The sequence below is a fragment of the Halomonas terrestris genome (assembly GCF_049166755.1).
Lineage (GTDB): Bacteria > Pseudomonadota > Gammaproteobacteria > Pseudomonadales > Halomonadaceae > Halomonas.
Genome location: NZ_JBMHFZ010000010.1, coordinates 37,579 through 57,525 on the forward strand (window position 1 = coordinate 37,579; position 19,947 = coordinate 57,525).

Annotated in this window: 19 protein-coding genes; 2 read left to right on the forward strand and 17 right to left on the reverse strand. The window is 69.4% G+C overall.

The window, feature by feature from the left end; translation table 11 throughout:
• Nucleotides 1-29 precede the first annotated feature (29 nt).
• The 5 genes from msrB to yrfG all read right to left on the reverse strand — a co-directional run bounded on the left by msrB (nucleotide 30) and on the right by yrfG (nucleotide 4,495).
• Nucleotides 30-527: a peptide-methionine (R)-S-oxide reductase MsrB gene (gene msrB / locus ACOMD9_RS11350; protein WP_421414847.1), complete on the reverse strand. Its 498-nt coding sequence runs from the start codon at nucleotides 525-527 to the stop codon at nucleotides 30-32.
• A 142-nt stretch (nucleotides 528-669) separates the two neighbouring features.
• A complete protein-coding gene (locus ACOMD9_RS11355) occupies nucleotides 670-2,238 on the reverse strand; it encodes a phosphoenolpyruvate carboxykinase (RefSeq protein WP_421414849.1) in 1,569 nt (522 codons plus the stop codon).
• A gap of 282 nt (nucleotides 2,239-2,520) precedes the next feature.
• Nucleotides 2,521-3,396 (reverse strand): Hsp33 family molecular chaperone HslO, encoded by an 876-nt coding sequence (hslO, locus tag ACOMD9_RS11360; protein WP_421414851.1) that lies wholly within the window; start codon nucleotides 3,394-3,396, stop codon nucleotides 2,521-2,523.
• Between the two features lie 12 nt (nucleotides 3,397-3,408).
• Nucleotides 3,409-3,798: a ribosome-associated heat shock protein Hsp15 gene (gene hslR, locus ACOMD9_RS11365; RefSeq protein ID WP_421414853.1), complete on the reverse strand. Its 390-nt coding sequence runs from the start codon at nucleotides 3,796-3,798 to the stop codon at nucleotides 3,409-3,411.
• The gene (gene yrfG / locus ACOMD9_RS11370) at nucleotides 3,791-4,495 is read right to left on the reverse strand and encodes a GMP/IMP nucleotidase (RefSeq protein ID WP_421414854.1); all 705 of its coding nucleotides are present in this window, start codon (nucleotides 4,493-4,495) and stop codon (nucleotides 3,791-3,793) included. Before yrfG ends, hslR begins: the two co-directional genes overlap by 8 nt.
• A 280-nt stretch (nucleotides 4,496-4,775) precedes the next feature.
• Between yrfG and nudE the strand changes: the two genes are divergently transcribed.
• On the forward strand, nucleotides 4,776-5,387 hold the full coding sequence (gene nudE / locus ACOMD9_RS11375; RefSeq protein ID WP_421414856.1) for an ADP compounds hydrolase NudE: 612 nt from the start codon (nucleotides 4,776-4,778) through the stop codon (nucleotides 5,385-5,387).
• Between the two features lie 33 nt (nucleotides 5,388-5,420).
• Here the strand turns inward: nudE and ACOMD9_RS11380 are convergent, their stop codons facing one another.
• The 12 genes from ACOMD9_RS11380 to ACOMD9_RS11435 form a co-directional block, all read right to left on the reverse strand.
• Complete coding sequence (locus tag ACOMD9_RS11380) at nucleotides 5,421-6,506, reverse strand: oxidoreductase (protein WP_421414857.1); 1,086 nt, start codon at nucleotides 6,504-6,506, stop codon at nucleotides 5,421-5,423.
• 73 nt (nucleotides 6,507-6,579) lie between these two features.
• Nucleotides 6,580-8,424 (reverse strand): dihydroxy-acid dehydratase, encoded by a 1,845-nt coding sequence (gene ilvD / locus ACOMD9_RS11385; RefSeq protein ID WP_421414859.1) that lies wholly within the window; start codon nucleotides 8,422-8,424, stop codon nucleotides 6,580-6,582.
• Between the two features lie 310 nt (nucleotides 8,425-8,734).
• Entirely contained in the window at nucleotides 8,735-11,179 is a 2,445-nt protein-coding gene (gene lon / locus ACOMD9_RS11390) for an endopeptidase La (protein WP_421414862.1), read from the reverse strand.
• A gap of 94 nt (nucleotides 11,180-11,273) precedes the next feature.
• On the reverse strand, nucleotides 11,274-12,512 hold the full coding sequence (locus ACOMD9_RS11395) for a DUF945 family protein (RefSeq protein ID WP_421414865.1): 1,239 nt from the start codon (nucleotides 12,510-12,512) through the stop codon (nucleotides 11,274-11,276).
• 135 nt (nucleotides 12,513-12,647) lie between these two features.
• The gene (locus tag ACOMD9_RS11400; protein ID WP_421414866.1) at nucleotides 12,648-13,121 is read right to left on the reverse strand and encodes a phosphatidylglycerophosphatase A family protein; all 474 of its coding nucleotides are present in this window, start codon (nucleotides 13,119-13,121) and stop codon (nucleotides 12,648-12,650) included.
• Complete coding sequence (gene thiL, locus ACOMD9_RS11405) at nucleotides 13,118-14,086, reverse strand: thiamine-phosphate kinase (RefSeq protein ID WP_421414868.1); 969 nt, start codon at nucleotides 14,084-14,086, stop codon at nucleotides 13,118-13,120. Before thiL ends, ACOMD9_RS11400 begins: the two co-directional genes overlap by 4 nt.
• A gap of 13 nt (nucleotides 14,087-14,099) precedes the next feature.
• Complete coding sequence (nusB, locus tag ACOMD9_RS11410; protein WP_421414871.1) at nucleotides 14,100-14,603, reverse strand: transcription antitermination factor NusB; 504 nt, start codon at nucleotides 14,601-14,603, stop codon at nucleotides 14,100-14,102.
• The gene (gene ribH, locus ACOMD9_RS11415) at nucleotides 14,600-15,094 is read right to left on the reverse strand and encodes a 6,7-dimethyl-8-ribityllumazine synthase (RefSeq protein WP_421414872.1); all 495 of its coding nucleotides are present in this window, start codon (nucleotides 15,092-15,094) and stop codon (nucleotides 14,600-14,602) included. Before ribH ends, nusB begins: the two co-directional genes overlap by 4 nt.
• Before the next feature lie 87 nt (nucleotides 15,095-15,181).
• Nucleotides 15,182-16,333 (reverse strand): bifunctional 3,4-dihydroxy-2-butanone-4-phosphate synthase/GTP cyclohydrolase II, encoded by a 1,152-nt coding sequence (ribBA, locus tag ACOMD9_RS11420; RefSeq protein WP_421414875.1) that lies wholly within the window; start codon nucleotides 16,331-16,333, stop codon nucleotides 15,182-15,184.
• 273 nt (nucleotides 16,334-16,606) lie between these two features.
• Nucleotides 16,607-17,752 carry a bifunctional diaminohydroxyphosphoribosylaminopyrimidine deaminase/5-amino-6-(5-phosphoribosylamino)uracil reductase RibD gene (gene ribD / locus ACOMD9_RS11425; RefSeq protein WP_421414877.1) on the reverse strand — a complete coding sequence of 382 codons (1,146 nt, stop codon included), beginning with the start codon at nucleotides 17,750-17,752 and terminating at the stop codon, nucleotides 16,607-16,609.
• A gap of 27 nt (nucleotides 17,753-17,779) precedes the next feature.
• Complete coding sequence (nrdR, locus tag ACOMD9_RS11430) at nucleotides 17,780-18,262, reverse strand: transcriptional regulator NrdR (RefSeq protein ID WP_421414879.1); 483 nt, start codon at nucleotides 18,260-18,262, stop codon at nucleotides 17,780-17,782.
• A 75-nt stretch (nucleotides 18,263-18,337) separates the two neighbouring features.
• Nucleotides 18,338-18,832: a copper chaperone PCu(A)C gene (locus ACOMD9_RS11435; RefSeq protein WP_421414881.1), complete on the reverse strand. Its 495-nt coding sequence runs from the start codon at nucleotides 18,830-18,832 to the stop codon at nucleotides 18,338-18,340.
• Between the two features lie 259 nt (nucleotides 18,833-19,091).
• On the opposite strand from ACOMD9_RS11435, the gene ACOMD9_RS11440 reads away from it, so the two are divergent.
• Nucleotides 19,092-19,913 carry a TlpA family protein disulfide reductase gene (locus ACOMD9_RS11440; protein WP_421414883.1) on the forward strand — a complete coding sequence of 274 codons (822 nt, stop codon included), beginning with the start codon at nucleotides 19,092-19,094 and terminating at the stop codon, nucleotides 19,911-19,913.
• Nucleotides 19,914-19,947 lie beyond the last annotated feature (34 nt).

The following is a 19,947-nucleotide window of genomic DNA, read 5'->3' on the forward strand; positions in this document are numbered from 1 at the left end:
ACCGAGCGTAGGCACTTTTCGGGCAAAGCCTAGGCGGGGACGAAGGTGAGCGCCAGGCCGTTATTGCACCAGCGCAGGCCGGTGGGTTCCGGGCCGTCGCTGAAGACATGCCCCTGGTGACCGCCACAGCGGGCGCAGTGGTATTCGGTACGCGGCCAGATCAGGCTGAAATCGAGACGGCTCAGCAGGTGCCCTTCGACATGCTCGAAGAAGCTCGGCCAGCCGGTGCCGGAGTCGTACTTCATGGCGCTCGTGAAGAGCAGCAGGTCGCAGCCGGCACAGCGGTACTCGCCGTCGCGCCACTCCTTGTCGAGCGGGCTCGACCACGGCTCCTCGGTACCGTGCTCACGCAGGATCCAGTACTGCTCGTCGGTCAGGCGCTCGCGCCACTCGTCGCTGGTGAGCTCCAGGCGCTCGAGTCCCGGCGCCGGCTCCAGGTCCAGCCGCGGGAAGCCCCAGGCGACTCCCGGCACCAGGCCGACGGCACCCGTGGCACCGAGCAACCCGAGAAAATGGCGTCGTTTCATGATCACACTCCATCGATGGCTTGCCTGACGGGGGATACGGCCCACGCATCGAAGTGGATGCACGACGAAACGGGGGAAGGGCCTCGGCCCTTCCCCCGTTGAGACTGCCGGGCATCCCGGCAGTTCACGCCCGTGCCTCGCCTCAGGTCAGGCGGGGCCCCGCCTCGACGATGGCCGCGTTGACGCCGTCGAATTTCTTGAAGTTTTCGACGAACTTGGCCGCCAGCTCGTTCAGCTGGCGATCGTAGGCGGCACGGTCCTCCCAGGTCTCGCGCGGGTCGAGCAGGCTGGAGTCGACGCCCGGCACGGCCACCGGCACGGAGAGGTTGAGCCCGTCGATATGCCGAGTCTCGACATCACGCAGCACGCCGGACTGGATGGCACTGATGATGGCCCGGGTGGTGGGGATCGAGAAGCGCGAGCCGCCCTCGCCGTAGGCGCCACCGGTCCAGCCGGTATTGACCAGGTAGACCTGGGCGTCCTTCTCGGCCACGCGCTTGATCAGCAGGTCCGCGTACTCGCGGGCCGGGCGCGGGAAGAAGGGGGCACCGAAACAGGTGGAGAAGGTCGCCTCGAGGCCGGCGGAGGAGCCCATCTCGGTGGAGCCCACCTTGGCGGTGTAACCGGAGAGGAAGTGGTAGGCCGCGGCCTCCTTGGAGAGCACCGAGACCGGCGGCAGCACGCCGGACATGTCGCAGGTCAGGAAGACGATGGCGCTGGGCTCGCCGGCGCGGTTCTCGGGGACGCGCTTGTCGACATGCTCCAGCGGGTAGGCGGCACGCGAGTTCTGGGTCAGGCTGTCGTCGGCGTAGTCGGGTTCACGGCGGTCGTCGAGGACCACGTTCTCCAGCACGGTACCGAACCTGATGGCGTTCCAGATGATCGGCTCGTTCTTCTCGGAGAGGTCGATGCACTTGGCATAGCAGCCGCCCTCGATGTTGAAGACGGTGCCCTCGCCCCAGCCATGCTCGTCGTCGCCGATCAGGAAACGTGCCGGGTCGGCGGAGAGGGTGGTCTTGCCGGTGCCGGAGAGGCCGAAGAACAGGGTGGTCTCGCCATCCTCGCCGACGTTTGCGCTGCAGTGCATGGGCAGCACGTCGGAGGCCGGCAGCAGGAAGTTCTGCACGGAGAACATCGCCTTCTTCATCTCGCCGGCGTAGCGCATGCCGGCGATCAGCACCTTCCTCTGGGCGAAGTCGAGGATCACGCAGCCGTCGGAGTTGGTGCCGTCGCGGGCCGGGTCACACTCGAAGAAGGGCGCGTTGAGGATGGTCCACTCCTCCTTGGCGGAGGGGTTGAACGCCTCGGGGCGCACGAACATGGTGCGGCCGAAGAGATTGTGCCAGGCGGTCTCGGTCGTCACGCGCACCGGCAGGTAGTGGACCGGGTCGCTGCCCACGTGCAGCTCGGAAACGAAGTGCTCGCCGCCATTCAGGTACGCCTCGACGCGCGCCCAGAGGGCAGCGAACTTCTCGGCGTCGAACGGGCGGTTGACGCTGCCCCAGTCGATCTGGGCACTGGTGGACGGCTCGTCGACGATGAAGCGGTCCTTCGGCGAGCGGCCGGTACGCATGCCGGTGTTCACCACCAGCGCGCCGTTGGCAGCCAGTTTGCCCTCGCCCCGTGCCACGGCGCGCTCGATCAGCTCGGCGCTGCAGAGGTTGACGTGGGAAGTGGCGGCTTGCTGGGGAGCGGCTTGAGTCGTGGTCATGTCGTTTCCTGGGCCTTGCGGCCGATTCTCTCTCGTGTGCCGGGCGCCGGTGATGACGCAACGGGTGCCTGCCATCGATCGCCGCGTGCGGGTTTCCCGTCTTGTGATGAGGCGATCGAGCCGAAAAAACGGCGCCATTATGGCAAAAACCGCCCCCGCGGGGAACGCCGTTTTTGGGCGAAATTCATGTAGTTTTTCTACAACATGGCGCGAGTTCACTACATGACGCCTTGTGCGCCGCAACAATTGCGACCGAGACGCCAGGCGGGACGGAGCAGGGCCTCAGTGGAGCACGGGGGGCGGCTCGTCGGCGCCGGCCAGCAGCGCCTCGATGTCCTGCTCGGTGAAGACGTAGCGGGAGTGGCAGAAGTGGCACTGGGTGTCGATGGTGCCGTGCTCGGCCAGCACCTCGCGCAGCTCGGCCTCCCCCAGGGTCAGCAGCGAGCCGGCGATGCGCTCCCGGGAACAGGTGCAGCCGAAGCGCAGCGCCTTGGGCTCGAAGACCCGCACGGTCTCCTCGTGGTAGAGGCGGCGCAGTACCTCGAGCGGCTCCAGGCCCAGCAGTTCCTCGGCCTTCACGGTATCGGCCAGGTGCACGGTGCGCGCCCAGGCATCGCTGTCCTGGTTGTGCGACTCGTCGGGAATCCGCTGCAGCAGCAGGCCGCCGGCGCGCTGGCCATCGGCGGCCAGCCACAGGCGCGTCGGCAGCTGCTCCGACTGGGTGAAGTAGGCCTCCAGGCAACCCGCCAGGCTGTCATGGTCGAGGGCCACCACGCCCTGGTAGCGGTGCCCCTCCCTCGGGTCGAGGGTGATCATGATCTGCCCCTGCCCCAGCAGCTCGCGAAAGCCCGTCTCCGCGCCGGGCATCGGCGCCTCCTCGGCCAGCCGGGCGATGGCGCGCAGCTCGCCTCCGGGGTTGGATTCGGCCATCAGCAGGGAGAGCGCGCCCTGGCCGCGCACCTCGATGCTCAGGGTGCCGTCGAGCTTGACGGTGTCGGTGAGCAGCGCCACGGCGGCAAGCAGCTCGCCGAGCAGGCGATTGACCGCCGCCGGGTACTCGTGGCGGTCGAGCACCTCGGCATAGGCCTGCTCGAGGGTGACGAGCTCGCCGCGCACGTTGGTGTCGTCGAAGAGGAAACGCTGGATCTGGTCGGTCATGGGGCTCTCTGTCTAGTCGTCGTCCTGCTGGCGCTGGAAGCGCTGGATCTCGCGGCGCTGCTTCTTGTCGGGACGCTTGAGCGGGTGCTGCATGGCCTGGTTGGTCAGGCGGCGTGCCTCGGCCTCGCGCTCGCGACGCGCGACGCTCTCCGGGGTCTCGCGGTAGAGTTCGCGGGCCTCGGGGGCGCCGCGGCGCTGGTCGGAGAGCGCCACCACCTCGACCTCCATCAGGTCCCAGCCCTGGGGCACGCGGATCCGTGCGCCCACTTCCACGGCCTTGCTGGTCTTGGCCCGGGCGCCGTTGTAGTGGACCTTGCCGCCCTCGATGGCCTTCTTGGCGAGCGCCCGGGTCTTGAAGAAGCGTGCCGCCCACAGCCACTTGTCGAGCCGTACGCTAGCCATCGTCGCCTCCCCCTCCCGGCCCCCGCGGGCGAGCCTCGGGCGGCAGCTCCCGGGGCAGGATGGCGGCGAAGCGGTCCAGGGCGATGAACTCCTCCAGCTCCTTCTCGGGTCGGGTGCTGTCGGGCTGCTTGATGCCCAGCAGGTGGCGGATACCGAACTCCCGGGCGCTCTCCAGCACCGAGGGGTTGTCATCGATGAACAGGGTGCGCTGCGGATCGAAGGGCTCGATCTCCTGCAGGGCGAACCAGAACGCCTGCTCCTCCTTGGGCACCCCCAGGTCCGCCGAGGAGACGATACCGTCGAGATAGCCCTCGAGCCCGGTCAGCGGCAACTTGAGTTCCAGGCTCTCGCGGTCCGCATTGGTGGCCAGTATCACCCGGGGGTGGGCCTGCCTGAGCCACTCGAGGAAGTCCAGGGCGTCGCTGCGCAGGCCGATCAGGTGCTGGATCTCGCGCTTGAGCGCGATGATGTCGACGCCCAGCTCCCGGCTCCAGTAGGCCAGGCTGTACCAGTTCAGGGTGCCCTTCTCGTGAAGGATCCGCGAGCGCACCTCCTCCTGGGTGGCCTCGTCCAGGCGATGCAGTTCCACGTAGCGCCGCGGCAGGTGCTCCAGCCAGAAGTGGCTGTCGAAGTGCAGGTCCAGCAGGGTGCCGTCCATGTCCAGCAGGACGGTATCGATGGCGTGCCAGTCGATCATCGCGGCTCCCGAGGGCGTCGGTGGTGGCGGAAGGCATGATATTGTACCCAATCGATGCCGACGGCGCATTCCACCCACTCGACGCTCCAGGCAATCGCAGTTACCCAAAGCGAGAGGCGCCGGGGACAGGTCGAAGAGGGGGTCCGATTCCATGGATGGAATCGGTAGCGCCCAGGGAGGGGTTCACAGCGCCCCCTCGCAGACCTGTCACCGGAACAGCCTCGAGCGTTACCGCCATCTGCGATAGCCCTGCTCGACGACCCGAAGAACTGGAGAGCCCATGTCAGAGTCCCCTGGCCCGAATACCCCCCGATCCGGCAAGCCCTGGCCCGAGAAGCCCAGCGTGCTGTCGCGCCGTTCGGTGGCCCGCAGTCGCCTGTTCCACGTCGAATCGCTGGACCTGCGCTTCGCCAACGGCGAGGAGCGCACCTTCGAGCGCCTCACCGGCAGCGACCAGGGGGCGGTGATGATCGTCGCCATGCCCGACCCGGAGCACGTGCTGCTGATCCGTGAGTATGCCGCCGGCTTCGAGGACTATGTGCTGACCCTGCCCAAGGGGCTGGTCGACCCGGGGGAGGACATCGTCAGTGCCGCCAACCGCGAGCTGATGGAGGAGTGCGGCTTCGGCGCCCATCGCATCGAGCCGCTGGTGGAACTGTCGCTGGCCCCCAACTACATGCGCCACCGCATGCAGGTGCTGCTGGCCACCGACCTCTACCCCAGGCGACTCCCCGGCGACGAGCCCGAGCCGCTGATCGTCGAGACCCATGCCATCGATGAGTTGCCGGCGCTGCTGGCCCGGGATGACTTCCACGAGGCCCGGGCCATCGCTGCCCTCTTCATCGCCCGCGAGCGGCTGCGCAACGAGGCCGAGTCCCCGACGCTCTGGTAGCCTCGCCCCGCGGGCTCCCGGTCCCACCGGGGCTCAGTGGGCGTGGAGTCGCTTCCTGGGGCCATTGCCCTCCTTCAGCTTCATCCAGCGCCCCTGCCGGTAGCTGTCGAGCCCGGTCTCCAGCAGCAGCATCACCTCCAGGGCCTCGTCGACGCTCACCGGCGGCGGCGCGCCCTCGAGCAGGGCCCCGGCGATGCCGGCGTAGTAGGCGGGATAGTCGCCGGCGATCCCCGGATGCTCCCGTGACTCGAGCGTCGCCCCATCGCCCTCGCCCTTCAGTGTCAGGCGTCCGGGAACCGGGTCCTCGCCCCACCCCGGCGCCGGCGCACGCCCCGCCTTGAGCCAGGCTTCCTGGGGGTCGAGCCCGTACTTCACGTAACTCCCCTGGGTACCGTAGGCCGCAAAACGCGGCGTCGGCTCGGCCACCAGGGAGCCGGCCTGCAGGGTCACCCGCAGGCCGTCGTACTCCAGCAGGCAGAGGAAGTCGTCGTCGACCTCGGCCCCCTCGCGCGACGAGGCGAGTTCCAGCAGGATCGCCCTGGGCATGCCGAACAGCGCCCGCGCCTGGTCGATCAGGTGGGGCCCCAGGTCATACCAGATGCCGCCCCCCGGCCGGTGGCGTTCCCGCCAGCGGTCGGTGACCGTGGGCCGGAAGCGGTCGAAGCGCGACTCCAGGGCCACCACCCGACCCAGGGTCCCGGTCTCGAGCAGCGCCTTCAGGGTCAGGAAGTCGCTGTCCCAGCGGCGGTTGTGGAAGACGCTGACGAGCCGCTCGGCGTCCTCGGCCTGGGCCTTGAGCAGGCGCGCCTCGGAGAGCGAGACCGTGAAGGGCTTGTCGATGACCAGGTGCTTGCCGGCATTGAGCGCCGCCTTGGCCAGCGGGAAATGGGTGTCGTTCGGTGTGGCGATCACCACCAGGTCGATGTCCGCCCGGGCGAACAGGGCCGGCGGCTTCGCCAACACCTCGACGCCGGGACGGTCGGCATGGACCCGGTCGGCATCGCGACTGACCACCGCCGCGAGCTCGAGCCCCGGGGTCGCCTCGATCAGCGGGGCGTGGAAGGTCCTGCCGGCCATGCCGTAACCGACCAGCCCGACACTGAGAGTCTGCATCTTCATGGCATCGGCGTCCTTGCAGGTTGACGGGAGGCGAGACGAAAGCCCCGACACTTGGCCGGGGCGGGATCATGGCTCAGTCGAGCTTGGTGAGGTCGCGTACCGCACCCTTGTCGGCGGAGGTGGCGAGCAGCGCGTAGGCCTTGAGCGCCGCCGAGACCTTGCGGTCGCGCTGGATGCTGGGCTTCCAGGCCGCGCTGCCCTTGGCCTCCTCGGCCTCGCGGCGCGCGGCCAGCTCGGCGTCGCTGAGCTTGACGTTGATGGCGCGATTGGGGATGTCGATCTGGATGATGTCGCCGCTCTCGATCAGGCCGATGGCGCCACCCGCCGCGGCCTCCGGCGAGACATGGCCGATGGAGAGGCCCGAGCTGCCGCCGGAGAAGCGGCCGTCGGTCATCAGCGCACACACCTTGCCGAGCCCCTTGGACTTGAGATACGAGGTCGGGTAGAGCATCTCCTGCATGCCGGGGCCGCCGCGGGGACCCTCGTAGCGCACCACCACCACCTCGCCGGGCGTCACCAGCCCGCCCAGCACGTGCTCCACCGCCTGGTCCTGGGACTCCACCACATGGGCCGGCCCCTCGAACACCAGGATGGACTCGTCGACCCCGGCGGTCTTCACCACGCAACCGTCCTGGGCGATGTTGCCGAACAGCACCGCCAGACCGCCCTCCCGGGAGAAGGCGTGCTCCAGGTCGCGGATGCAGCCGGTGGCGCGGTCGCCGTCGAGGCTCGGCCAGCGGGCGCTCTGGGAGAAGGCGGTCTGGGTCGGGATGCCGCCGGGGCCGGCCTTGAAGAACTCCACCACCTCGGGGGAGGGGCTGCGCATGATGTCCCACTCCTCCAGGGCGTCCTTGAGGGTATCGCCGTAGACGGTGGGCACGCGGGTATCCAGCACCCCGGCGCGGTCGAGCTCGCCGAGGATCGCCATGATGCCGCCGGCGCGGTGGCAGTCCTCGATATGGTACTGCTGGGTGTTGGGCGCCAGCTTGCAGAGTTGCGGCACCTCACGCGACAGCCGGTCGATGTCGGCCATGGTGAAGTCGACCTCGGCCTCCTGGGCGGCGGCCAGCAGGTGCAGGATGGTGTTGGTGGAGCCGCCCATGGCGATGTCCAGGGTCATGGCGTTCTTGAATGCCGCCCTGGAGCCGATCGCGCGGGGCAGCAGGTGCGCCTCGTCATTCTCGTAGTAACGCTTGGCCAGCTCGACGATGCGGCTCCCCGCCTCCTCGAACAGCCGGCGGCGGTCGGCGTGGGTGGCCAGCACCGTGCCGTTGCCCGGCAGCGCCAGGCCCAGCGCCTCCATCAGGCAGTTCATCGAGTTGGCGGTGAACATCCCCGAGCAGCTGCCGCAGGTGGGGCAGGCGCTGCGCTCGATCTCCTCGATCTCCTCGTCGCTGTACTGGTCGTCGGCGGCGTAGATCATGGCGTCGATCAGGTCGATGCCGTGGTCGAGCAGCCTGGTCTTGCCGGCCTCCATGGGCCCGCCGGAGACGAAGATCACCGGGATGTTGAGGCGCATCGCGGCGTTGAGCATCCCGGGGGTGATCTTGTCGCAGTTGGAGATGCACACCAGGGCGTCGGCGCAGTGGGCGTTGACCATGTACTCGACGCTGTCGGCGATCAGGTCGCGGCTCGGCAGCGAGTAGAGCATGCCGTCGTGGCCCATGGCGATGCCGTCGTCCACGGCGATGGTGTTGAACTCCTTGGCCACCCCGCCGGCCTTCTCGATCTCGCGGGCCACCAGCTGCCCCATGTCCTTCAGGTGCACATGGCCCGGCACGAACTGGGTGAAGGAGTTGGCCACGGCGATGATCGGCTTGTGGAAGTCGTCATCCTTCATGCCGGTGGCACGCCACAGGGCGCGGGCGCCGGCCATGTTGCGGCCGGCGGTGGTGGTGCGGGAACGATACTCGGGCATGGTGTCCTCTTCTCATTACGGCCGCCCTGTCGGATGAACGGCTCCGGTGTCCAGTCAAGCCCATGATTCTGGCACGGCCGGCGCGGCCTTGCCAGACGCTGAGCGCCGCACTCGACGAGCCTTCCACAGCGGGGCACGCGGCTTTCCCGGAGACAGGTCTCCGCGGAGGCGCTGTAAACCCATCCCTGGGCGCTACCGATGCCATCCCTGGCATAGGACCTCCGCTACGACCTGTCCCCGGCGCCGCTCACCCCGGGGGCCACCTAGCTGCTTGGCGCTAGGCGCTTGAGCTGGGCGCTGCTCGAAGGGCCTAACCGAACACCACCCGCGCCACGTCCTCGTAACGGGCGGCGAAGTGCACCGTCATGCCCTCCTTGAGGAAGTCGGGCAGCTCGTCGAAGTCGCGCCGGTTGGCCTCGGGCAGGATCACCTCGAAGATCTCGCTGCGCCGCGCGGCGATGATCTTCTCGCGGATCCCCCCCACCGGCAGCACCTGTCCGGTCAGGGTCAACTCGCCGGTCATCGCCAGCGGGCGGTCGATGGCCTGGTGCCTGGCCAGCGAGAGCAGTGCCGTGGTCATGGTCACCCCGGCCGAGGGACCGTCCTTGGGGGTGGCGCCCTCCGGCACGTGCAGGTGCACGAAGGCGGAGTCGAAGAAGTCGGCATCGGCACCGAAGTCATGCAGGTGACCGAGCACATAGCTGTAGGCGATGTTGGCCGACTCCTGCATCACCTCGCCCAGCTTGCCGGTGAGCTTGAAGCCCCGGTCCAGGGCGTGCACCTTGCCGGCCTCGATGGGCAGGGTCGCCCCGCCCATGGCGGTCCAGGCCAGACCCGTGACCACGCCCTCGCCCTTGAGCACCTGCTCCTTGCGGAACAGCGGGGCACCGAGGAACGTCTCGAGGTTGTTGACCGAGACCCGCACCGACTGCTGGTCGTTCTCGAGCAGCTTGACCGCCGCCTTGCGCACGATGCGGTGCAACTGCTTCTCGAGCTGGCGCACTCCGGCCTCGCGGGCGTAGCCCTCGATCACCTGCTTGAGCGCCGCCTCGGTGAGGTTGATGCGCTTCTTGGGGATCCTGTCGCGCTTGAGCAGCTTGGGCCAGAGGTGGTGCCTGGCGATGGCCAGCTTCTCCTCGGCGATGTAGCCGGAGAGGCGGATCTGCTCCATGCGGTCGAGCAGTGCCGGGGGAATCGAGTCCAGGGTGTTGGCGGTGCACACGAAGAGCACCCGGGAGAGGTCCAGGCGCACGTCGAGGTAGTGGTCGAGGAAGTCGACGTTCTGCTCCGGGTCGAGCACCTCGAGCAGCGCCGAGGCCGGGTCGCCCTGGAAGGACTGGCCCAGCTTGTCGATCTCGTCGAGCATGATCACCGGATTCTCGACCTCGACCTCCTTGAGCGCCTGCACCAGCTTGCCGGGCATGGCACCGATGTAGGTGCGCCGGTGGCCCTTGATCTCGGCCTCGTCGCGCATGCCGCCCACCGAGAAGCGATAGAACTCGCGGCCCAGGGCCTCGGCGATGGAGCGGCCGACGGAGGTCTTGCCCACCCCCGGGGGGCCCACCAGCAGCAGGATCGAGCCCCCCACGTCGCCCTTGAAGGTGCCCTCGGCGAGGAACTCGATGATCCGCTCCTTGACGTCCTTGAGGCCGTCATGGTCCCGGTCGAGGATCGCCCGGGCGTGCGGCAGGTCCAGGTTGTCGCTGCTGTGCACCCCCCAGGGCATCGAGGTCAGCCAGTCGAGGTAGTTGCGGGTGGTGCCGTACTCCGGGGAGCCGGTCTCCAGCACCGAGAGCTTGTCGAGCTCCTCCTCGATGCGGGTCAGCACCCTGGGGGGGACCACCAGGCCCTCGAGACGGTCGCGGAAGGTGTCGACGTCGTTCTCGCGATCATCCTTGGAGATGCCCAGCTCGCGCTGGATCACCTTGAGCTGCTCGCGCAGGAAGAACTCGCGCTGGCGCTCCTGCATCTGGGCGTTGACCTGCTCGCTGATCTCGCTCTGCAGCTGGGCGACATCGATCTCCTTGCGCAGCAGCGGCAGCACCTTCTGCATCCGCGCCACCACCGGCAGGGTGGCCAGCACGTCCTGCAGCGCCTGCCCCTTGGCCGAGGTGATGGCGGCGGCGAAGTCGGTCAGCGGCCCCGGCTCATGCGGGCTGAAGCGGTTGAGGTAGTGCTTGAGCTCCTCGCCGTAGAGCGGGTTGATCGGCAGCAGCTCCTTGATGCCGTTGATCAGCGCCATGGCATAGGCACGCGCCTCGTCGTCCCCGGCATCGACCGGCTCCCGTGGATAGCTCACCTCCACCAGGTAGGGGGGCTCCCTGGAGAGCCAGCGCTGGATACGGAAACGCTGCAGCCCCTGGGCGATGAACTGGATCTGCTGCTCCTCGTCCTGGAGCTTGTGCACCTTGACCGCCGTGCCGATCTCGGGGAAGTCGTCGTGGGCCAGCCCCTCCACGGCCGCCTCGCCGACGAAGGCGAGACCCACGGTATGGTGCGGCGTCTTGCCGACCCGGCGCATGGTCTCCTCCCAGCGCTCGCGGTTGATCACCAGCGGCTGCACCTGGGCGGGGAAGAAGGGGCGATTGTGGATCGGCAGCAGGTAGATGCGCTCGGGCAGCGTCTCCCGGGCGGGCACCATGGCGTGGCCGCTGCCCTCCTCGGCATCGAAGGGAGCCTCGTCGGCGTCATCCTGCGTCTCGTGAATCCAGTCCCGGGATGCCGGGTCCCCGGGGTGCTCCTGATCGTCGCTCATGGCGTATCGTCCTGATCGGCTGTGACTGAGGAAGCTGAATGCACTGTGGAATGCGGGCGAAGCGCCCCGAGTTCAAGTCGGCGGGCGTGAGCACTCAACGCCACAGCGGTGGCATGGGCCGGCCGTTGACCCGCACCTCGCCGCGTACCACATCGATCTCCAGGTTTCGGGTGTCCAGCGGCAGGCCCAGCCACAGGGCCACGACCGTGGGCACCTCGTACCAGGTGAAGTCGCCGTCCAGGCGCGCGAGCCAACGCCCCCGCTGCTCCTCGTCCTCCAGCGCGAGCAGGCTCAGCTCGTCGAGGCGGCGGGCATCGAAGAACAGCGCCCCGTCGCCCCGCGCGGCGAGCCTCAGCATGGGACTGTCCAGGTCCACCGTGGTCACATCGAGGCGAGGCGAGTCCTGCAGCATCGCGATCAGCCGGGGCTCGAGCCTGGCCAGCAGCTCGCGCCCTTCCCGGGCCGCATCGCCCCGGGCGGCCTCGGCCCGCAGCTCGGCGAGCACGTCACGCAGGGCATCGGCATTGATCCGCGAGAGCTCCATCTTCACCTGCCCGGTGAGCAGCCGCTGGTCGGCGGTCAGCACCTCGGTCACCGTCAGTTCACCATCGATCCGCAGTTCCCGGTCGTCAAGCTGCATCAGGCTCTGGTAGACCAGGCCGTGCGCCTCCAGCTCGAGGCTCGGCTGCCGCCAGTCCAGTCGCTCGATGCGCAGCAGGTCGTGCTGGGTGAAGTGGTGGGCACCGGCGGTGTAGGCGTAGCGGCTCTCGAGCATGACCGGCCCCGCCTCGAGGGTGGCATGCCCATCGCCGAGCTCCAGCCCCTCGAGGCGGGCCTGCAGGCGCCAGTCGCCGTACTGGCCGTCGAAGGCGATGCGACCACCGGCGAAATCGAGCTCGCGTTCGCCCTGTCGGGCGAGGAAGGGGGCCAGCTGGATGCTGCCGTCCATGGTGCCGCCGAGGGTATGATAGCTGGCATGCCAGCGAGGAGGGGTGGAGGGCAGTGCGTCACCGAACAGCCGCTCCCGGTAGGGGCCAAGATACGGCACCGCCTTGCCTTCGACACGAGTGCTGAGCAGCCCGTGACGCGCCTGGTAACCCAGCTCGAGCTGCCAGGCATCGCCGAGCAGCGGCGCCAGCTGGATGGTGCCACTGGAGGTCAGCCAGCCCTGCTCGACATCGGTGCGCTCCACCACCAGCTCGCCCCTCGCCTCGAGGTCGTCGAGGGCTCGGGCGAGCTCACGCTCGAACAGCACGCCGGCGACGAACTGGGCCACGGCCCAGATCACCGCCACCCCCACTACCACCGGGACGATCAGTCGTTCCTTGCGCATCGCGGCCTCCCTTCCCCTGGATGCCAGCACCGGCAGCCGCTGCCGAGACTCAGACTCTCGAAAGGCACCAAGCCATGCCACCGCCACTGCGCCCCCTGACGCAGTGGCACGGCGCCATGTTATCGATGCGTGACCTCAGTGTAACCATAACCATAGGTGCATGGTGCTCCAGGCGTAGATGCCGGCCAGCACGTCGTCGATCATGATCCCGAAGCCACCGGCCACCCGACGGTCCGCCCAGCGGATCGGCCAGGGCTTGAAGACGTCGAAGATGCGGAAGACGATGAACCCCCACAGCGCCGCCTCCCAGGAGAAGGGTACCGCGGCCATGGTGATCCAGTAGCCGATGAACTCGTCCCAGACGATGCCGGAGTGGTCGTGGATCCCCATGTCACGGGAGGTCTTGTCGCACAGCCAGATGCCGGCCACGAAGGCCACCACCACCAGGGCCAGGTACCAGGCCAGGGGCAGCTCGGAGAGCAGCCAGTAGAAGGGAATGGCCGCCAGGGTGCCGAAGGTGCCCGGGGCCCAGGGCACGGCCCCGCTGCCGAGGCCGAAGGCGAGGAAGTGGGTCGGGCGGTGCCAGACGCTGGCCGGCACACGGTTCATGGCGCTCTCCCCTTGCCGGGGCGAGCCCGGAAATGCTGCCAGCCGCCCTCGGCGCCCTCCTCCACCCCGGCGATACCCCGCGAGCCGGTGATCCGGCCGATCACGGTGAGCGGCAGGTCGAGGGCCGCCAGACGCCGGCGCGCCAGGTCGAGGCATTCGGCGGGGAGCGTCAGCAGCAGCTCGTAGTCATCGCCACCCCCCAGGGCCGCCCGCCGAGCCGGCTCGTCGCCCAGCGCCTCGACCAGCCCCTCGGCCAGCGGCAGGGCGTCCGGATCGAGCTCGGCACCCACGCCCGAGCACTCGAGCACGTGGCCGAGGTCGGCCAGCAGGCCGTCGGAGATGTCGATGGCGGCACTGGCGAGCCCCAGCAGGGCCTCGCCGGCGACCAGGCGGGGCCAGGGCCTCAGGTAGCGGGCCAGCAGCGGATGGGCGGGGTCGCGCTCACCGCGCTGCCACAGCGCCAGCCCGCCGGCACCCCCTCCCAGCGCACCGGTCACCGCGATGAGGTCGCCATCCCGGGCCCCGCCACGGGTCAGGGCCATCCCGGGATCGACCTCGCCCATCACGGTCACGCCGATGGTGGTCGCGCCACGGGTCACGTCGCCGCCCACCAGGGCGGTGCCGGTGACATCGCACAGCTCGCGGAAGCCACGGGAAAAGGCCGCCAGCCAGGCGTCATCGGCCTCGGCGAGGGTCAGTGCCATCAGGCACCAGCGCGACCTGGCCCCCATGGCGGCCAGGTCGCTGAGGCTGACTGCCAGCGCCCGGTGGCCGACCGCCTCGGCCGGTGCATCCTCGGGAAAGTGGACGCCGGCCACCGAGGTGTCCACGCTGACCGCCAGACGACGCCCCGGGGTGGGGGCGAGCAGGGTGCAGTCGTCGCCCACTCCCAGGGTCACCCCGGCCTCCGGGCCAGGGATGTCGGGCGTGAAGTAGCGGGCGATCAGTTCGAATTCGCTGTGCATCCGGCGGCAACCTTCAGCGGCGACGGGCGGCAACCTCGGCGCCACGCAGTCGTCCGGCAAGCTTGTCGAGGATACCGTTGACGTACTTGTGGCCATCGGTGGCGCCGAAGGACTTGGCCAGCTCGACACCCTCGTTGATCACCACCCGGTAGGGCACCTCGAGGCGCCGGGAGAGCTCGTAGGTTCCCAGGCGCAGGATGGCCAGCTCGATGGGGTCGAGATCCTCGAGGCGACGATCCAGCAACGGGGAGATCGAGGCGTCCAGCTCGGCCTTGAAGCGCACCACGTTGTGCAGCAGTTCGTGGAAGAGTGCCAGGTCGGCGATCTCCATGACCCTGAGCCAGTTCTCGTGGTCCTCGAGGTCGTCATCGGCCACCTGGCTGCGGAACTCCGCCTCCACCGCGGCGATCGACTTGCCGGTCATCTGCCACTGGTAGAGTCCCTGCACCGCCAGCTCGCGGGCGGCGCGGCGTGCCTGCTGGGCCGCCGAGGGCGCGCGCGGGTGCTCGCCACTCATGCCTCACCCCCCTCGTCGTCACCGAAGCAACGCAGCAGCGAGACCATCTCCATGGCGGCCATGGCCGCCTCGGCACCCTTGTTGCCGGCCTTGGTGCCGGAGCGCTCGATGGCCTGCTCGATGGAATTGACGGTGAGCACGCCATTGGCGATGGGCGTCTCGAACTCCAGCTGAAGGTTGCCGAGTGCCGCATTGCAGCCACCGGCCACGTACTCGAAGTGCGGGGTACCGCCGCGGATCACCGCGCCCAGGGCGATCACCGCATCGGGGCGGGCTACCTTGAGCACCCTCTTGACCGCCAGCGGCAGCTCCCAGGCGCCGGGGACATGGACGATATCGATGTTCTCGCCGTCGACCCCGTGGCGCACCAGGCTGTCCACCGCGCCCTCGACCAGGCTGTCGACCACGTGATGGTTGAAACGGCCCACCACGATCACGTAGCGGCCATCGACGTCGACGAAGCTGCCTTCGACTTGGGAAATCGGTTGCATGGTTCCAGGTTCCTCGTGAATCCCGTCCTGCTGAATCCGCAGGGGCACGGCCGGTGCCGTGCCGTTGATGTTCGTTGTCGACCGGTGTCAGGCGCCGGGGGTGATATCCTCCGGCCCCAGCCGCTCGACCACTTCCAGGTCGAAGCCGGAGAGCGCCGAGAACTTCCACGGAGAGCTGAGCAGGCGCATGCGGCCCACGCCCAGGTGACGCAGGATCTGCGAGCCGGTCCCGATGGTCAGGTAGTTGCCGGCACCGTCGGAGTCGCTGGTACGCGGCGAACGACGCCGCTCCAGGAACACCTCGAGATAGTCGAGCAAGTCCTGCCGCGGGCGGCCGTCGTCGAGCAGCACGAAGACCCCGTGCTCGGCGCGGGCCACCTCCTCGAGGGCGCTGTGGGTCGTCCAGTGGCCCGCCTCGCCCTTCTGCAGGCCGAGCAGGTCACGCATCACATCGGCCAGGTGCACGCGCACCGTGGTCAGGGTCTCGGGGGTCGGACGCCCCTTGACCAGGGCCAGGTGGTGGGCGCCCTGGATGCTGTCGCGAAAGACGTGCAGGCTCAGCTCGCCGAAGGCGGTCTGCACCGGGGTCGCCTCCACCGGCTCCACGGTCTGCTCGTTGTGGATACGGTAGTGGATCAGGTCGGCGATGGTGCCCATCTTCAGGCCATGCTCGGCGGCGAAGCGCTCGAGTTCCGGGCGGCGCGCCATGCTGCCGTCGTCGTTCATGACTTCGCAGATCACGCCGCTGGGGTCGAGACCGGCCAGCGCAGACAGGTCGCAGGCCGCCTCGGTGTGGCCGGCGCGCCGCAGCACGCCACCGGGCTCGGCCATCAGCGGGAAGATGTGGCCGGGCTGGACGATGTCCTCGGGCCTGGCGTCACGGGCCACCGCGGCCTGCACGGTGCGCGCACGGTCGGCGGCCGAGATGCCGGTGGTGACGCCCTCGGCGGCCTCGACGGAGAGGGTGAACTTGGTACCGAAGCCCGAAGCGTTGTCCCGCACCATCAGCGGCAGCTGCAGCCGTTCGCAACGGCTGCGGGTCATCGGCAGGCAGATCAAGCCCCGGGCGTGGCGCGCCATGAAGTTGATGTGCTCGGCCTCGACCTTCTCGGCCGCCATGATGATGTCGCCTTCGTTCTCGCGATCCTCGTCGTCCATGAGGATCACCATCTTGCCCTGGCGGATGTCCTCGATCAGCTCCTCGATGGGAGCCAGGCCGCCGGCAGTTGAGTTCGCCATGAAATCTCCAGAAATTCAGCGTGGCGGTTGTCGCCCTGCGCCGATAGCTGCGTCGTCCGCAGGCGTCGCTGCCGCCTCGAAACGGCGTCAGAGTACCGTGGCGCGGCGTCGGGCGCCAGTAAAGAGCCCGTGGCGCGGCGTCGGGCGCCAGGAATGCGCACTCGGGGCTGTTCCGGCGACAGGCCTGCGAGGAGGCGCTGTGAACCCATCCATGGGCGCTACCGACGCCGTCCATGGCGTAGGACCTCCTCTTCGGCCTGTCCCCGGCGCCCCTCACCGCGCGGCCAAGGTGCGGCGCTCGGGCCGGGCGGTGATGCGCCAGTCGCGGCCCACCGCGCGGATGTCGAGGATCTCCACGCCGCGCTGGTGGGCCATGGTCTCGATGCCGGCGAGCTGGAACAGCGGCCGGGCCTCGCCGCCCAGCAGGGTCGGCGCCACGAAGAGCTGCATCTCGTCCACCAGGCCCGCGTCGAGCATGGCCCCGGCCAGCGTCGCCCCGGTCTCCAGCAGCACCTCGTTGGCCTGCTCCACGTCGGCCAGGTGGCGCAGCAGGGCATGGAGGTCGACGCGGCCGGCGGCGTCGGCCGGCAGGAGGATCACCTCGGCACCGGCATCCTCGAGTCGCTCGCGCCGCCCGGCCTCGTGCCCCTCGACGGTGGCCACCAGGGTGCGGCCGGGTTCGGTGAGGCAGGCGGCGGCCTCGGGCAGGCGCAGCCGGGAATCCACCACCACGCGCAGCGGCTGGTGGCCGGCCAGCCGCTCGACGCCGTCGAGTTCGGCCTGCTCCGGGCGCACCGTGAGCCGCGAGTTGTCGAAGATGATCGACTCCACCCCGGTGAGCACGGCGCTGGAGCGGGCCCGCAGCCGCTGCACCTCGCGACGCGCCTGGGGACCGGTGATCCACTGGGACTCGCCGGAGCGCATGGCGGTGCGCCCGTCCAGGCTCATGGCCATCTTCAGCCGCACGAAGGGGCGACCGTGGTCCATGCGCATCGTGAAACCGGGATTGAGCCGCCGGGCCTGGTCCTCGAGCAGCCCGACCTCTACCGCGATGCCGGCCTCGCGGAGCATGGCGATACCGCGCCCCGCCACGGCGGGGTTGGGATCGGCCATGGCCACCACCACCCGCTTCACGCCGGCCGCGATCAGCGCCACGGCACAGGGACCGGTGCGGCCCTGGTGGGAGCAGGGCTCGAGGGTGACGTAGGCCGTCGCCCCACGGGCCGCCTCGCCGGCCTGGCGCAGGGCATGGATCTCGGCATGGGGCTCGCCGGCACGCTCGTGGAAGCCCTCCCCGACCAGCCGGCGGTGCTTGACCAGCACGCAGCCGACGCGCGGGTTGGGATCGGTGGTGTAGAGCCCGCGGCGGGCCAGCACCAGGGCCCGGGCCATCCAGGCTTCGGGGGTCTGCTCGGCCATGGAAATCCTTCCTGGGATGGAGGGAGGTCAGTCCCGGGAGTCGTCCGGCCGGAAACTCGGCTCCTGGGACAGGCGGTCGATCTCGGCGCGGAACTCGTCGATGTCCTGGAAGCGGCGATAGACGGAGGCGAAGCGGATGTAGGCCACCTGATCGAGACGCTTGAGGGCGTGCATCACCTCCTCGCCGACGTCCCGGGCGTGGATCTCGCGATCGCCCCGGGCACGCAGGGTCTGGCGGATGCGCTCCACCGCCGCCTCGATGGCCTCGGCGCTGACCGGGCGCTTCTCCAGGGCACGCAGCATGCCGGCACGCAGCTTGGCCACGTCGAAGGCTTCCCGCGAACCGTCGTTCTTGACCACCCGCGGCATCACCAGCTCGGCGGTCTCGTAGGTGGTGAAGCGCTCGCCGCAGGCCACGCACTGGCGACGCCGGCGCACCTGATCGCCCTCGGCCACCAGCCGCGAGTCGGTCACCTTGGTATCATGGGTTCCGCAGAAGGGACAGTGCATCGATGGATTCCGGGCCGGGGGAAAAGGGCGTTGCCGTATTGTAACGGCTGGGGCCGCCCGCGCCCAGCCGGACCGTCAGTGCCCGTGCTGGTCGTTGCCATGGCCGGACATGCCCCCACTCATCACCTCGATGCGCCGTACGGGGGCGGCGAGGGTCAGGGTCTCGTCGTTGTCCAGCACCAGGGTGATCTCGATCTCATCGCCCTCGTGGAGCGGCGCCACCAGGTCGATCAGCATCAGGTGCAGGCCGCCCGGGGCCAGTTCGGTGCTGCCGCCGGCGGGCACGCTGATCTCGGGCACGCGCCGCATCTGCATGACACCTTCCACGTCGACATGGTTGTGCAGTTCGGTGATCTCGGCGGCCGGCGAGCGGGCGTCGACCACCGCCAGGTCGGCCTCGCCGCCGTTGTGCAGGACCATGAAGGCGGCACTGGTCGTCGAGACCGGCGGCACGGCGCGCACCTGGGCCTCCTCGACGCCGAGCGACTGGGCCAGTACGCCCTGGCTGGCGAGGCCGAAGGCCAGGCCGGCCAGGGCGAGACGCAGGGTGTGCAGCGGGGTGATGGACATGCAGAGACTCCTTGTTGGCTTCGCTCTCGGGGCAGTGGCCGCCCGCCCCGTGGTGGCTGGCGGATCCGGCGGCCGGGACCACCCCGGTATCCTACTGCGGGATCGCGGTCACCGCCGTGCGGCATAACGCCCCAGAACGTCGATGGGGCCTGCCCGATAATACCGCGCTAATCCCGGGCTGCCACTCTCGCGGGCAGGCGCGTGCGCGGCCCCCGTTACCGCGCCATCCACTCTGCCCCCTTTCCGGAGCCATCTGCCCATGCATGCACTGAACCAGAGCATCGCGGTCGGCCCGCTCGGGCTCTCGATCGGCCAGCTGCTGCTCGTGCTGGCCTTCGTCATCGCCCTGGTCGCCGGCGCACTGATCGGCCGACGCCATCGAACGCCGACGGCCGACACCCTCCTCACCCTGCTGCTGGTCGTGCTGGTGGGCGCCCGCCTGCTGTTCGTGATCCGCTTCTGGGGCAGCTACGAGGGGATCCTCCCCCGTCTGGACATCCGCGACGGCGGCTTCGACCCGCTGGGTGGCCTGGTGGCCGGCCTGTGCTACGTCGCCTGGCGACTGTGGCGAGTCCCCCGCCAGCGCATGGCCCTGGGCGGCGCCCTGCTGGCCGGCGCCCTGGCCTGGGGGCTGACCGCCGGCCCCCTGCTGCTGCTGGAGAGCCAGAGCCGTCCCCTGCCGGACACGCCGCTCGCCACCCTGGAGGGCGAGCCCATCGACCTGCCGGGGCTCGCCGAGCGCGAAGCCCGGCCCATGGTGGTCAACCTCTGGGCCACCTGGTGTCCGCCCTGCCGCCGCGAGATGCCGGTGTTCGAGCAGGCCCAGCGGGAGGAGCAGGACATCACCTTCGTGTTCGTCAACCAGGGCGAGGACGTCGCCCTGGTGAACCGTTTCCTCGACCACGAGTCCCTCTCCCTGGAGAACGTGCTGCTGGATAACCGCAACGCCCTGGGCGATGCCACCGGCGCCATGGCCATGCCGACCACTCTCTATTACGACGCCGAGGGGCGCCTGGTGGACACCCATTTCGGAGAGCTCTCCCGGGCCTCCCTCCAGCGCGGGCTGGAGCGCCTGCGCTGAGGCGGCCCCATCGCCACGCACCACCGCCACTCGA

Bases quoted from the DNA above. Each gene is read 5' to 3' on its own strand.
- lon (WP_421414862.1), bottom strand. From the start codon at position 11,179: ATGAGCGACGATCAGGAGCACCCCGGGGACCCGGCATCCCGGGACTGG.
- ACOMD9_RS11380 (WP_421414857.1), bottom strand. From the start codon at position 6,506: ATGAAGATGCAGACTCTCAGTGTCGGGCTGGTCGGTTACGGCATGGCC.
- nrdR (WP_421414879.1), bottom strand. From the start codon at position 18,262: ATGCACTGTCCCTTCTGCGGAACCCATGATACCAAGGTGACCGACTCG.
- ribH (WP_421414872.1), bottom strand. From the start codon at position 15,094: ATGCAACCGATTTCCCAAGTCGAAGGCAGCTTCGTCGACGTCGATGGC.
- ACOMD9_RS11395 (WP_421414865.1), bottom strand. From the start codon at position 12,512: ATGCGCAAGGAACGACTGATCGTCCCGGTGGTAGTGGGGGTGGCGGTG.
- thiL (WP_421414868.1), bottom strand. From the start codon at position 14,086: ATGCACAGCGAATTCGAACTGATCGCCCGCTACTTCACGCCCGACATC.
- ACOMD9_RS11355 (WP_421414849.1), bottom strand. From the start codon at position 2,238: ATGACCACGACTCAAGCCGCTCCCCAGCAAGCCGCCACTTCCCACGTC.
- hslR (WP_421414853.1), bottom strand. From the start codon at position 3,798: ATGGCTAGCGTACGGCTCGACAAGTGGCTGTGGGCGGCACGCTTCTTC.
- ribD (WP_421414877.1), bottom strand. From the start codon at position 17,752: ATGGCCGAGCAGACCCCCGAAGCCTGGATGGCCCGGGCCCTGGTGCTG.
- yrfG (WP_421414854.1), bottom strand. From the start codon at position 4,495: ATGATCGACTGGCACGCCATCGATACCGTCCTGCTGGACATGGACGGC.
- ribBA (WP_421414875.1), bottom strand. From the start codon at position 16,333: ATGGCGAACTCAACTGCCGGCGGCCTGGCTCCCATCGAGGAGCTGATC.
- hslO (WP_421414851.1), bottom strand. From the start codon at position 3,396: ATGACCGACCAGATCCAGCGTTTCCTCTTCGACGACACCAACGTGCGC.
- ACOMD9_RS11435 (WP_421414881.1), bottom strand. From the start codon at position 18,832: ATGTCCATCACCCCGCTGCACACCCTGCGTCTCGCCCTGGCCGGCCTG.
- msrB (WP_421414847.1), bottom strand. From the start codon at position 527: ATGAAACGACGCCATTTTCTCGGGTTGCTCGGTGCCACGGGTGCCGTC.
- nusB (WP_421414871.1), bottom strand. From the start codon at position 14,603: ATGAGTGGCGAGCACCCGCGCGCGCCCTCGGCGGCCCAGCAGGCACGC.
- ACOMD9_RS11440 (WP_421414883.1), top strand. From the start codon at position 19,092: ATGCATGCACTGAACCAGAGCATCGCGGTCGGCCCGCTCGGGCTCTCG.
- ilvD (WP_421414859.1), bottom strand. From the start codon at position 8,424: ATGCCCGAGTATCGTTCCCGCACCACCACCGCCGGCCGCAACATGGCC.
- ACOMD9_RS11400 (WP_421414866.1), bottom strand. From the start codon at position 13,121: ATGAACCGTGTGCCGGCCAGCGTCTGGCACCGCCCGACCCACTTCCTC.
- nudE (WP_421414856.1), top strand. From the start codon at position 4,776: ATGTCAGAGTCCCCTGGCCCGAATACCCCCCGATCCGGCAAGCCCTGG.